Here is a 13,593-nt window from a genome sequence, read left to right as displayed (position 1 = left end):
GGAGGCCTGCCCGAAGCGGACAGCCTAAAGCAGTTTAAGCAACTTGCGTGCAGCCTCTTCAGACGAAGCCGGGTTCTGTCCAGTGACAAGCTTGCCATCAGTCACAACGAAAGATGCCCAGTCGGCACCTTTTTGGTAAAGACCGCCGTTCGCTTTCAACATGTCCTCGACGAGGAATGGAACGACATCCGTCAATCCAACGCCTTCTTCTTCGCTGTTGGTGAACCCTGTCACATTCTTGCCGGATACCACAGATTTGCCGTTCGAACCCTTTGGGCGTTTGAAAATTGCCGGGGCGTGGCAGACCGCACCAATCGGCAGGTCGTGTGAAGCAAAGCTTTCGATCAACCTAATGCTGTCGGCATCTTCGGCGAGGTCCCAAAGCGGACCGTGACCGCCCGGGAAAAAGATCGCATCGAAACCATCGACAGAAACGGTCGATAACAGCACAGTATTCGCAAGTTCATGCTTGGCCGCATCGTCGGCATTGAAGCGTTTTGTCGCTTCGGTCAGTGCATCTGCAGCCTCGCTGCTTGGATCCAACGGAGGCTGTCCACCCTTTGGTGACGCAAGGGTTATCTCGGCTCCGGCATCTTTAAAGACATAATAAGGCGCGGCAAACTCCTCGAGCCAAAAACCTGTCTTTTTTCCAGTGTCGCCAAGCTTGTCGTGTGATGTCAGAACCATGAGCAATTTCATCGAGATATTACCATTTCCAAAAAGAATATTAAGCGGTCATGATGGGTAAGCGATTATGGCGCTTAAAGTTCCCAAAAGCGATGTACGATGCGTGAGATAAAATAACCATTGCAGGGCATTGGCAGCAATTGGTATGGTTCTGCTTAGAGGAAATTCCCGAAGAGCATATTTTGCCGGCCCCATATTATGATCGCCTTGATCGCGCTAATTAAGTTTCAATTTCGGGAAGGTGTAGCGTTGCGCGGTTTCCAGCAGAGTTGCTTAATTCCCAATAATTAATGCGTCCAACCCTAGCCATATTGAGACAACTCTAGCAGTTAAAATGAGCAGGGTCTTTCGCACATCATACCCGCGCACGGCTAGTCTGCATTAGCCGCTGGTGAGCCGCCAACTGCCTGATATAGACTGATGAGCATATTCAGCCGGTCGGCACGCAGTTGGACGAGCGCTAATTCTACACTCAGCAGCGCCCGCTCGGCATCAAGTTGTTCGATATAGGAAATATATCCTGCGCGGTACCGATTGCGTGTGTGCCGGACAACTTCGCTAACCGCTGCTTGTTGGCCGAACAACGACAGCTGTTGTTCGTCGAGCTTTTTAAGTCCGATCATTCGGTCTTCAACTTCCCGGAACGCATTGAGAGCCGTGGCACGGTAAGCCCATGCGGCTTGGTCGCGTTGCGCGGTGGCGACATCCAATTGCCCTTGCAGGCGACCTCCCTGAAAAATTGGTGCAAGCACGCTTCCGCCGATTGACCAGATAATGACTGGATTGGAAAGCAGGTCGGATAGAGCCACCCCGGCGCTCGCGCCCAGGTTGATGGACGGCATGAATTGCGCGCGCGCAGACCGCATCTGGGCATCTGCCGCCGCTATCCTATACTCGGCAGCTGCAACATCAGGTCGACGACGTAACAGCTCGGACGGGAGAATAAGGGGTGTCGCGGGCTGTGCCAGCCCCGACAGGTCACCACCCCGCGTGATTGCCGCAGGCAAAATTCCAGTGAGAACCGAAACAGCATTTTCCTGGCGCGCGATTTGCGTCTCGACTTGCGGAATTTGCTGTGCCGTTGCTTCATATTCGGCCTGCGCCTGACGCAATTCAAGTTGCGACGTATAACCGACTTCGGCTCGGTCTCGTGCAAATTTCAGTGCCTCCGCGCGCGACCGCAACGTCTGTTTTAACACGGCCAAACGCGCATCAAGTGCAAGCAACGTGACATAACCACTCGCTGAAGCGGCGGTCACCGACAAGCGCACAGACTCCTCCGCTGCCTTGGAAGCAGAAACGTTTGCCTCGGCTGCGTCAACCCTGGATCTGTTTTGCCGAACACATCGACTTCGTAGGATGCTCGAAAGGCTGGCAACACCGCGAGGGACTCCTGAGCGCGGCCAAAGGGCAATACTTCGCGACGCGCGGCTGCATCTACACCAACGCCTATTGATGGCAGCAGCAGGGAACGTGAAACTTGTTCGGTAGCCCGGGCTTCTGCAACCCGCGCGGCCGCAAGGTTAATATCCGGATTGTGCGTTCGCGATTCTTGGACAAGCTGTGCAAGCATTGGATCCCCAAAGCTGAGCCACCAACGCTCCTCCATGCGGCCAGCGTTGGATATATGTGTTCGCCATTCCAACGGCGCAGACACACTCGCACCTTGCGGTATTGGCTGAAGTGCGGGGGCACAGGCCGCTAAAACGAGTGGAAGCGCGACAACATTGAGCAAATGCCTGTTCACCACTGTCACTCTCCGGCGTGCACTGTTGCTACAACCGACATGCCGGGTCCAAGCCGCCGGGCGAGCTTCTGACCGCGGTTGAAAATGATGCGAACTGCAATACGCTGCGGCACTTTCACAAAGTTACCTGCACCAGTATCCGGCTTGATGACGCTGAACTCGCTACCTGCGGCTGGTGCAATGCTCTGCACCTTACCTTCGAGTTTCGCCCCGCCGAGCGCGTCGATTTCCAACGTTGCGCGCTGACCTACTTTCATCTGAGATGTCTGCGCTTCTTTGAAGTTTGCAATGACCCATAGTTCGTCCGGGACGATGAACATGAGTTGGGTGCCTGCGTTCACCAGATGGCCTTCGCGTGCAGCAACTTCGCTTAGTTGGCCATCGCGTGGTGCGCGAACCTCGGTTCGTGACAATTCGAGTAGCGCCAGACCTTTGGTGGCGTTTGCGCCCTTAACTTGTGCTTCAAGTGCACCGCGGCCGACTTGGACAGACCGGATTTGTTCATTTGCGATGGCCCGCTGTGCTTGCGCTTGCCGCACTCCGGCCTGCGCCTGTTGGAGCACCGCGCGCGCTTGGTCGCGGTCGCGGAGTGATACTGACCCTTCTCCCACCAATTCGGTAATTCTATTCATATCGGCCTGTGCCTTTTGAAGTGCAGCTTGTGCACTTGCGACCGAGGCGTCTTGAAGGTCTCGCTGCGCTTGTGCCGACCGAAGGCTTTGTTGGCTATTTGCCAAATTCGCATTCTGCGCCGCAGTCGTGGCCTCGCCTTGCAGCAGCTTTTCGCGAAACGGCCTGTCGTCAATTCTTGCGAGCAGATCACCTTTGCGGACTTGCTGAAAATCAACGACCGGCACGTCGACCAAATAGCCGCCGACCTGAGGGCTGACCACGATAGTCCGGCCGCGCACATACGCGTTATTGGTGGTTACACTCCCGCTGTTAAAAGGCGGTAATCCCCACGCAAATAGGGCGATCGCGACGCCGCCCAAAATCAGGGCGGACCCAATGATAATGTTGCGCCTGGAACGGTTTGGTGACCATCCTGTCGGTGATGAATCCGCGACTTGTTCGTCAAACTTCTGGTTGCCCGGAAGCGAATCGGGTTCAGACGCAGCATCAGTCATTTCTTAGTCCTTGCGAGCATATTTTCGAGCATGACCAACTCCTTGCCAAGTGGGTTGCGACGGTTGCGGCGATTTACAATCCACGGGACGAAAACGATGATAAATAAAATCGCGGCAAGTGTCCCGATCAGGAAAAACACGTCATTAAATGCCAGAACCGCAGCTTCCTTGCCGGCAATTTGGGAAATGGTGGCAGCCGCTGCCTGTTGGCTCAATGCCGAATCTACTTGGACTGAACCAGCATTACGCACTGTCGCTCCAAGTGCATCGACGAGTTGGGGGTTAGTAAGTGTAAGTGTGCCGCCGGCATCGATAAAGTGCGTTTTCACCCGTATCGTATAGAATGCGGATAGAGCCGAAATGCCGGCCAATCCGCCCAATGATTGTGACAGCGAAAACATGGCGATAAAGCTAACGACGTAAGATGGACCTGCGGCAAGCGCGCGCACCATTCCCTGCATCATGACTGGCCCCATCGCAAAGACCGCAGCAAAAGCGATGGCCGATTGAGTCCAGAACAGATCCTGCGGGCGCGTCATTACCCCGGTCTTTGTGTCGGCGAACGCCGCAATCATAATGACCAGAATGGCAAACAGGACCGGGCGCGTTAAATCCTTTGGATTAAGGCGGATCACCGACATTATCATGCCCGCAAATGTCGCGCCCGCCAGAATATAGTAATATGTCGATAGCTGCGTATTAGCGTAGCCGAGTGCGGAAAAGAGCCCGCTAGCACCGAACCCTTGTTCGGCCACTAAAATACGAACCGTTGCCGCGACAAGGGCAAGCGAAACAAGCGCGCGACTTGATAACCAACGCAGGTCGAGCATCGGACTTTTCCGGTTGATTTCGATCAGGAAACAGCCGCCTATCCCGATTACCGCGACCGCCAGCGCGCCCCAAAGCCAAGGGGTGTCCCACCATTGGATCCGTCCTTGGATCAGGAACGCACATAAGGCGGCCACACCGGTCATGAACAGCAGAAAGCTGGGGATATCGAGTTTTTCAAAAGTCTTTTGTCGGAGACCAGGCGGAAGCCGCAGCATGTAGACAACACCCAGTGCCAACAATGAAAGACCGAACTGGAATTGCAGGGCGTGGCGCAGATCGCCATCAACGAGAAGCGAAGGCGAAATCGCCCTGGTCAAGGGTACAGCAAACTGGACAAGTCCAAGCGATAAAATGAGCCCTGCAATACGCATCGCTGCTGGAAGGCCCTGCATCAGATAGTATAACGAGAGGGCCGTGAGGCCACTCGCCGTTATTCCCGCCATTGCTCGTGCTGCAAGCTCAACCAAGTAGCCCGGTTCGAGCAGCTGGATAAAGTTTGCCAGAACCAGGCCAAGCATTGCCCAATGTACGAACGGTTGGATTCCGAACTCCTGCCGAACACGAAACAGCAACATGCTCATGCATGCATATGTCGAATAAAATGCTACATTGAGCCAACCGAATTCAACGGGTGTCAGCGCCATTTGCGCCTGTAATGCCATCGAGTTGGCCAGCAGATATCCATTCTGCGCACCCCCAACAAAGCCAAGCAGAATGCCGATGGTTAAATACGCAATCCGTCGGCGCAGCGGATGATCAGGATTTTCTGGCGAACCGGGCATCACCGGTAGCTCGTGCGGCTTGAACCGATAGCCTCCGTCCCGATCAAAAAAAGCGGGTTCGTCAGCCATGATCCGGAAATGACCCTATAATTACCGCAGTAAGACAGGCAAAAAATGCTGCATCATCGTCCAACCTATGTTCCATCGTCGGCAAAGTTTTGGGCGCTCACGACGCTCGTAGGCACAAAAACACCTAAACTCTAAACTATGCGGAATGTTCCTTCGCACCGGACGGCGTAGACAGAAACGCAATCGGCCTCTGCCGATGTTAGCTGACCGCAATCTCGATCATGATTTCATTGCGGCGCATGAACGGCAGTGTCCAAGGCGCATTGTAAAAGGCATATTGAGGCATGGCTGCTTCAGTGAGGCCGCGCTCAGTCATAAACGCGCGCAATTGCTTTTCCTGCTCGTCGAGTGTCTCCTGACCGGCGAAACCCGAAAAGCGGATTGCGGCAAAGCGCGTTGCCGGCACTTCAATCAAAACTACTTGCGGATTGACCGGCTTAGGCAGCGTTTCCATCGTATATTTCGACGGCATCACAAAGCGCACATTCCAGGATTTACCCTTGGCCTGCTGTGTGACGGGCGCAGTCATGGCAATTTTTTCGCTGGACTGCTGGGTAACGGGAGCGGTCATCGCTACTTTTGCGGAGGAGAGATTGTTGCCGAAGATGTAGTCGGCAATAATGCGAAAACCACGTTGGATCGCTTCGTCGCGATCCCCTTCTACGGTTGCTTCTGCGACGATTGTCGGGCTGTATTCACGAATCTCGATGTCGCCGCTTTTGCCCGACACCTTATAATTAGGGGTTTCGACATCACTTGCCATAGCACTCCAGCTAACTGCCCCCAATCCGGCAAGACCTGCAGCAGCCAATAATATGGATCGCTTGCGCATTATATCTTACCCTCAGGAAACGAGACCACACTCATCATTATGCCGCAACGTGATCAAACCACAACAGAAGATAAATTGCCCGCCAATTGAACTTGCGTACGACATCCGCCGCTGCCGTCCAAACCTAGTGGCTAAGCGGAGCGACCAAACTGTTCGCGACCTTAACGCATGATTGATGTCGTCACGTGCCCACGGTCGTTCTAAAATATCTATTCAGATCGAAGAAATGCCTCTGCAACAAAATCCTGTCCAAGCCGCAAGCCAACAGGATCGACTGTGTGCGCAACGCCATAGGAGACATGGCTTCTTACCGGGACGCCAAGGCGTTTGAGATCGCTTTCCGCCATGTGCATCGCTGCGATTGGTACCACCGGGTCTGCTGTTCCATGAACCAGTAAGACGGGCGGCTTTTTATGGTCGATGTGGGAAAGCTCTGCCGCGCTGGTTAACATCCCCGAATATCCAACGATCGCGGCAACTTTGCGCAGCCGGCGCAGACCGACGTGCAGCGCCATCATTGTGCCCTGGCTGAACCCTACCAGCGCCAAATCGGCCTCGGTCAGTCCATACTCATCTAACTTGCGGTCAATGAATGCGTCGATCGCCGGCGCAGCGGACGACGCACCAGCCGCCAGCACGGACGGGGCAAAACCCGACAGCCCCCACCACTGATATCCGGCGCCCATCATTCCGCATTTCTGGGGAGCGTGAGGCGCAAGAAACAGCGCATCGGGCAGAAAATCTTGCCAATGCGGTGCCAAGGAAATCATGTCGTCTCCGCTTGAGCCAAAGCCATGCAGCAGCAACACGATCTGTTTAGGTGACGCCCCTGATTTAGGCTTGAGGCTCTTGCCGTTGACGATTTTAGACAGGTTAACTCCCCACGAAAAATTAGGCCGCTTCGCTGTCCAACATCACAGCCGATAATTGGAAGATTAGCAATTATTTCGGCGCTTGTGTTAAACTGACATCAGTCTGGCCTATTGCTTGCCGTTCCATGACAATGCGATGCTGGGTGAGGAAATTTGATGCCCCTGAATTGAAACTGCCCATATTCTCATATGATTGGTGTTTTAGGCAACGAGACCAGACACAGGTGCGACTGCTGGCGCAACGCTGATACCGATGGTGATGAAAGCGCAGATAACTGCTGCGAAAGCCGAAATGATTTGTGTGCTTACATATTGTGTCATGATGAATTCCTTATGAATGATCCGACCGATATTGGTCTTGCGAACCACACTGCACAGCCCATGCCAAATATATCTTGGTCATTTATTTCAGATACTTAGGCAAAAGTTATCACCAACGGACAATTAGAATTTTTACAAAGGTTGGGAATTTATTCCGATTTTTAGGATTTGTAGTGCGAAGTTAACGGCCCGACGAGTACAGGCCTCGCCAATAAAATGCAGATACATGTTTTAATCGAGCGCAAATACGCAAGCGTTGTCAGGTAAGAATGCGATACGCCGCTTTCACTAAATTTACTCGAGGGCAAGCAACGCAAAAGTAGCCAACCAGTGTTCGCCCATATAATCGCCAGTCACATGAGGAAGGCTGGCATCGAGATGTCGCATATAAGCCTGTTCAGCGATTGAAAACACGGCGTGCTCTGGACCAAGCACAGCAGCGATTTTCCGCCAACACCAGGCACGGCTTAAATTGAGACCATCAAGATGCGCGATCTTGCCATCGCTCCGGTCCGACACAACAGCAGGGGTAAACAGGTTGGCGGGAGAGCCAATCGCAGATCTCGGAAGAAAACCGTCAAACCATACGGTAAACTCCGCTTTGGGTAAGACGCGGCTCATGAGCAACGCTTCGGTCAACGCAGAGGACAGGAATTCGTCGCCGCCAGGTTCCCATGCCTGGCAGTCTCGGTCCTGCGAGAACCACCCTTTGGCCTTGGCAGCGATCAGTGCCGTCAGCGCGGCGTCATGATTATCAGCCCATTCGTCGGCCAGCACGAGTGCAAAAGATATGTTAAAGTGGGTGCCGACACGCAAGGGGTAAGTAAGCTTTGGAAGAAAGTCGTGAAAGCGCTTTGCAAAGTCCAAAGCCAACGGCTTGAGTGCGCTTGCCCACGGGCCATCGTGGCGCTCCAACTCCGCGTGTAATGCGAGCAGCCAAGCCCAGCCATAAGGCCTTTCAAAACCTGCTGACATCGGGCGCTTGAGGAAGGCGCGTTCGATAGCGACCTTGTCAGGCACCAGCATCTCGTCCGCCCGCGCGTAGACCTCTGATACCTCAGCCATGTTCGGATAGAGCCGGGACAGCCGCATAACCTGCCACCATCCATGCACACAGCTATGCCAGTCGAAACTGCCATGAAAAATTGGATGGAAAACGGCAGGGGCTTGAGTGTCTTCTGGACCGTTCAGTACAAGGTCCATTTTATAGGGATAGCACCTCCCCAAGTGGCTCAGCGTCGTGCGTGCAAATTGCGATGCGATGGCTGGGGTCAACCGGGTCATCGAAATGCCAGGAAATAGATGAGCGCTATATTGACCGCCAGCAACGGCAGCGCAGTCGCGACTTGCGCTTTTACCACAGCATTTTCATCTTTCAGTTCCAGCAGAGCGGCGGGGACCAGATTAAAGTTTGCCGCCATCGGCGTCATCAACGTCCCGCAAAATCCGGCAAGCATGCCAATTGCACAAACAATCGCCGGGTCACCATTATATTGTTTTATAAGCAGCGGCATTCCAATTGCGGCGATCATTACCGGAAAAGCGGCAAAGGCATTTCCCATGATCATCGTGAACAAAGCCATGCCGAGTCCAAACGCAATTACCGCACCAAGCAAACTCCCATCCGGGATAGCCAGCTGAACCACACCCCCGACAACGTCGCCGACGCCTGCAAGCGCGAACACAGCGCCCAGACTTGCCAGCATCTGCGGCAGGATTGCTGCCCAACCAACAGAATCCATCAAGCGCCGCCCTTGTGCTAACGGTAAAGAAGGTGCCGCACGCAGCCAAGCAAAGCCCACCCCAAGGGCAAGCAGGACGCCCAATGCGAGCGAGATCAGGGTAACTTGTTTCACGTCGAATACGGCGGGGAATTCTTTGAAAAGCAAGGTTCCGGCAAGCGCCGTAGCTGGGATGATCAACGCGACAGCGAATAAGCCATTGCCGTAATGAGAGGCGCGCTCCTGCTTGATTGGTTCAGGAATTTCGTCGCTGTTAGCTTTACCGAGTACACCAAACCCAGCAATCGCCACCAACGCAAGTACCAGCAGGCCATTGCCGAAGTTACCCAGCCAGTCGCCGGCCCACATGCTTGCCGCCATCAGGCCCCAGAAGGCAGCATTGCCGAAGCGACGCGGATTGCTTTTATCCGCCAGGTTAACGAGTGCGAATGCCCCAAAGGCGCCACCCGCCAGAATATATACCCAAGTCAGCGTAATCATGCTGCTTTTCCACCATCAGGCACATCGCCGGATTTGGTCGCAAGGCGGCGGTCCAGTCGCCACAGTCTGAAGCCATGGATAAGAAAGGCCGCGATAGCGGTCGGGATTGCCCAGATGGAGAGCTCAAACGGTTCCAATATGATGCCATATTGCTCAAGCAATCCTTTCATCAAAAGGATCGAACCTATTGCGAGAAATATGTCCTCGCCAAAAAACAGCCCAACATTGTCGGTTGCGGCAGAATAGGCCTTCACTTCCTCGCGTTCATCATCCGTCAGCGATCCTGACTGTTTCTCGGCGGCAGCTTCCGCCATGGGCGCAACGAGCGGACGCACGGTTTGGGGATGTCCAGCAATGGACGTCAGTCCCAGCGCAGCAGTGATCTGACGAAGCAAAAGATAGCCAGCTAGCAACCGCCCGGTTGTTGCCCCTTTCAGGCTAGAAATCAGCCCACGCGCCCGTTCCTGCAGGCCGAAAGCTTCAAGCATCCCAATAACGGGCAGTACAATCCAGACGATGGAAACATAACGCGCATCGTTGAAAGCTTTACCAAAAGCGGAGATGATCGCGTGGGCATCCAGTCCCGCCGCAATTCCGGTCACCGCAGCAGAGGCCATGATTACCAGCAACGGGTTGACCCGCAGCATGAAGCCGATAACGATGACCGCTATCCCCAGCAAAACCCACATCAGCTCATATCTCCCAACCCTCAAGCCTTGCCATATCCCCCCCCGCCGGGGGTTTCGATGACAAATACGTCGCCAGTCTCCATTTCAACGGTAGCCGTTGCGCTCAATATTTCGACGCTGCCATCGGCACGTTCGACGCGGTTAATGCCGGGCATTCCGTGTTCCCCGCCGGCCAAGCCAAAGGGTGGCACCTTTCGCCTGTTGGACAAAATTCCGGCCGTCATAGGTTCAAGAAAGCGTACCCGTCGCACGCCGCCATCGCCGCCTTTATGCAAACCGTCCCCGCCGGAACCGATCCGCACGGAAAATTCCTCGAGCAGCACAGGAAAGCGCGTCTCCAGTATTTCGGGATCGGTTAGCCGGCTGTTGGTCATATGCGTTTGCACCACCGATGCGCCGTCGAATGCCGGCCCTGCACCAGACCCGCCAGCGATGGTCTCATAATATTGGTACCGGTCATTGCCGAACGTGAAGTTGTTCATCGTGCCCTGCGCGCCCGACATGACCCCAAGCGCCCCGAACAGCGCATCGGTTATTACCTGGCTGGTCTCAACGTTACCCGCCACGACAGCCGCCGGATAGCGCGGGTTCACTAAGGTTCCCTCGGGCGCAATAATCGTGACGGGTTTCAAACAGCCTTCATTCATTGGAATATTGTCGTCGATCAACGTGCGCACCACGTACAGCACGGCTGCGCGCACCACGGAAACTGGCGCGTTGAAGTTACCAGGCAGTTGCGCCGAAGTTCCGGTAAAATCTATGGTCGCCTCGCGTGCTTCGCAATCGATGGCAATGCTGACCTCAATTACCGCTTCATTGTCCATAGCATAACGGAAGTGCCCATTGGCCAAATTGACGATCAATCTGCGCACGGCTTCCTCGGCATGGTCCTGCACATGGTGCATATAAGCCGTCACGACATGTCGGCCATAATCGTCGCTTATGCGCGTCAATTCCGATGAGCCCTTCGCACACGCGGCAATTTGCGCTTTCAGATCGGCAATATTCTGGTCGATGTTGCGCGACGGCCATTTTCCTGAACCCAGCAAATTTCGGACCTCAGCGTCCAGAAAACGTCCGTTTTCGACAATCAACATATTATCGATCAGTACGCCTTCCTCCTCTACTGACTGGCTGTTCGGCGGCATCGAACCCGGCGTAATGCCGCCGATATCCGCATGATGACCGCGCGCTGCCACGAAATAGGTGGGGGACAAATCGCTTTGGCCAACAAATACCGGCATAACGACGGTAATGTCCGGCAAATGTGTTCCGCCATCATAAGGCGCATTGAGCGCGTAAACATCGCCAGAGCGAATGCCACGCCCGTCGATCGCTTTGCCGCGCCGCTTTAAAATCGTCCTGACACTTTCGCCCATTGAACCCAAATGCACCGGCATATGTGGAGCATTGGCGACCAAATTGCCGCCAGCATCAAAAAGTGCGCACGAAAAATCGAGCCGTTCGCGAATATTTACGGATGATGCACTATGCTGCAGCGCTGCGCCCATTTCCTCTGCGATAGCCATAAACAGTCCGCCCATGATTTCGAGGCGGACGGGATCAACGGCTGAACTCAAGGTCCCGCATATTGCCCTCGGCGTTTTTCGGGTCATCATCAGATTACCGTTGTCATCTACTTCGACCCTCCAGCCGGGCTCGACAATTGTGGTCGAAACCGGATCAATGATGATCGCTGGGCCGTGCACCGAAAAACCAGAAGCCAATGCGGTCCGGTCGTAGAGCAGTGCATCTCGATGCACGCCTGCCATAAAACAGGAGACTCGCTCGAGCGGTGGGCCTGAAAAGGCCGGCAAAGTGGAATGGAGATTGACGTCGACCTGGCTACGATAGACAGCTTCTGCGCGGATCATTTCTACGATCAATGGCGCCTCACTGATAAAACCGAACTGGCGGATATGTAATGCTTCGAATGCGGCACGCATATCGCCCGCGTCGCCATAAGCCACCTCAATACTGCTGTCGGTCCCGGCATAGCGAACAAGAACGGCAACCTCAGTCGCAACATCGCCTTCGACGCCTTGTCTGCGTAACTCTCCTTCCGCTTCGGTAACAAGGTTTCGGACCAATGTGCCAAGCGCATCTGAATCTATTGCGCCACCATAGGTTCGTTCACGTATCGCCCGCCGGTCGGCAAGGCCCATGCCATATGCCGACAAAACACCGGCCAACGGATGGATCATCACCTTGTCCATGCCCAGTGCATCAGCAACCAGACACGCATGCTGCCCCCCGGCGCCACCAAAGCAGGCCAGCGTGTAGCGCGTCACATCGTGGCCGCGCTCAACTGAGATTTTCTTTATCGCATTTGCCATGTTGGCAACAGCGATCGCGATAAAGCCGTCGGCAATCTCCTCGGCGCTGAGTTTCCGTCCAGTCGCCAATGCAACTTCGGCAACGAGCGCATCCAATTTGTCGCGGACAATGCCTGTGTCGAGGAGCTGTTTGCCATCATCGCCAAATATGCTGGGGAAATGGCCGGGGACGATTTTACCAAGCAGCACGTTACAATCGGTGACGGTCAATGGTCCGCCGCGCCGGTAACAAGCCGGACCAGGTATTGCGCCCGCCGAATGGGGGCCAACCTGAAAACGTGCGCCGTCAAACGAGCAAATTGATCCCCCGCCCGCAGCAACGGTATGGATGCGCATCATTGGTGCCCTGATGCGGACGCCTGCGACCAATGTTTCACTTTCGCGTTCATATTGGCCCGCATAGTGCGAAACATCCGTAGACGTGCCGCCCATATCAAAGCCGATAATATTCTCTACACCTGCCTGAGCCGCAGTCTTGGCCATCCCGACAATGCCCCCCGCCGGTCCGGACAGCACGGCATCTTTACCCCGGAAGCTGTGGCTACTGGTGAGTCCGCCATTGGACTGCATGAACAGTGCCGAGATATTGGCTCCCGCCTCAGCTTCTAGCTCGTGAACATATTGCCGCAGCACTGGCGATAAATAGGCATCGACCAACGTCGTATCACCGCGCCCCACGAGTTTAATGACGGGTGCAACCAGATGACTGACCGAGATTTGCGAAAACCCGATTTGCGCAGCTATTGACGCCAGTTTTTGCTCGTGCTCCGAAAAACGATAACCGTGCATTAACACGATCGCTATTGAACGCAGACCTTCGTCATAAGCACCCTGTAGACCTATTCTCGCCACATCTTCGTCCAAAGGCACCAGCACCTCGCCGTTTGCAGCCACACGCTCGTCGATCTCGACAACCTTGCTGTGCAATGGCTCGGACACTTCTATCTCTCGCACAAACAACTTTGGCCGTTCCTGGTAGCCTATCCGCAGGGCGTCTCCGAAACCCCGTGTAATAGCAAGGCACGTTGGCTCCCCCTTATGCTCCAGTAACGCATTGGTCGCGACTGTTGTGCCGATG

General features: G+C 54.7%; 10 protein-coding genes. All 10 read right to left on the bottom strand.

Annotation, left to right across the window (positions count from 1 at the left end):
- Positions 1–24 precede the first annotated feature (24 nt).
- Positions 25–699: a type 1 glutamine amidotransferase domain-containing protein gene (locus ACLL9E_RS00655; RefSeq protein ID WP_411289819.1), complete on the bottom strand. Its 675-nt coding sequence runs from the start codon at positions 697–699 to the stop codon at positions 25–27.
- A gap of 359 nt (positions 700–1,058) precedes the next feature.
- Positions 1,059–2,048, bottom strand: coding sequence for an efflux transporter outer membrane subunit (locus ACLL9E_RS00650; protein ID WP_411289837.1), 990 nt, complete (start codon positions 2,046–2,048; stop codon positions 1,059–1,061).
- A 391-nt stretch (positions 2,049–2,439) separates the two neighbouring features.
- Positions 2,440–3,561, bottom strand: a complete 1,122-nt coding sequence (locus ACLL9E_RS00645; RefSeq protein WP_411289818.1) for an HlyD family secretion protein — start codon at positions 3,559–3,561, stop codon at positions 2,440–2,442.
- Positions 3,558–5,243 carry an MFS transporter gene (locus ACLL9E_RS00640; protein ID WP_411289817.1) on the bottom strand — a complete coding sequence of 562 codons (1,686 nt, stop codon included), beginning with the start codon at positions 5,241–5,243 and terminating at the stop codon, positions 3,558–3,560. The genes ACLL9E_RS00645 and ACLL9E_RS00640 overlap by 4 nt, the downstream gene beginning before the upstream one ends.
- Positions 5,244–5,442: 199 nt before the next feature.
- The gene (locus ACLL9E_RS00635) at positions 5,443–6,075 is read right to left on the bottom strand and encodes an SOUL family heme-binding protein (protein WP_411289816.1); all 633 of its coding nucleotides are present in this window, start codon (positions 6,073–6,075) and stop codon (positions 5,443–5,445) included.
- A gap of 209 nt (positions 6,076–6,284) precedes the next feature.
- A complete protein-coding gene (locus ACLL9E_RS00630; RefSeq protein WP_411289836.1) occupies positions 6,285–6,887 on the bottom strand; it encodes an alpha/beta hydrolase in 603 nt (200 codons plus the stop codon).
- 675 nt (positions 6,888–7,562) lie between these two features.
- Positions 7,563–8,552: a DUF2891 domain-containing protein gene (locus tag ACLL9E_RS00625; RefSeq protein WP_411289815.1), complete on the bottom strand. Its 990-nt coding sequence runs from the start codon at positions 8,550–8,552 to the stop codon at positions 7,563–7,565.
- Entirely contained in the window at positions 8,549–9,490 is a 942-nt protein-coding gene (locus tag ACLL9E_RS00620) for a DUF979 domain-containing protein (protein WP_411289814.1), read from the bottom strand. Before ACLL9E_RS00620 ends, ACLL9E_RS00625 begins: the two co-directional genes overlap by 4 nt.
- Positions 9,487–10,179: a DUF969 domain-containing protein gene (locus ACLL9E_RS00615; protein ID WP_411289813.1), complete on the bottom strand. Its 693-nt coding sequence runs from the start codon at positions 10,177–10,179 to the stop codon at positions 9,487–9,489. The genes ACLL9E_RS00620 and ACLL9E_RS00615 overlap by 4 nt, the downstream gene beginning before the upstream one ends.
- A gap of 20 nt (positions 10,180–10,199) precedes the next feature.
- On the bottom strand, positions 10,200–13,593 hold a 3,394-nt coding region (locus tag ACLL9E_RS00610), incomplete at its 5' end, for a hydantoinase B/oxoprolinase family protein (RefSeq protein WP_411289812.1).

The organism is Sphingorhabdus sp., assembly GCF_046596595.1.
GTDB lineage: Bacteria > Pseudomonadota > Alphaproteobacteria > Sphingomonadales > Sphingomonadaceae > Sphingorhabdus_B.
This window is presented reverse-complemented; position numbering and strand designations above follow the sequence as displayed.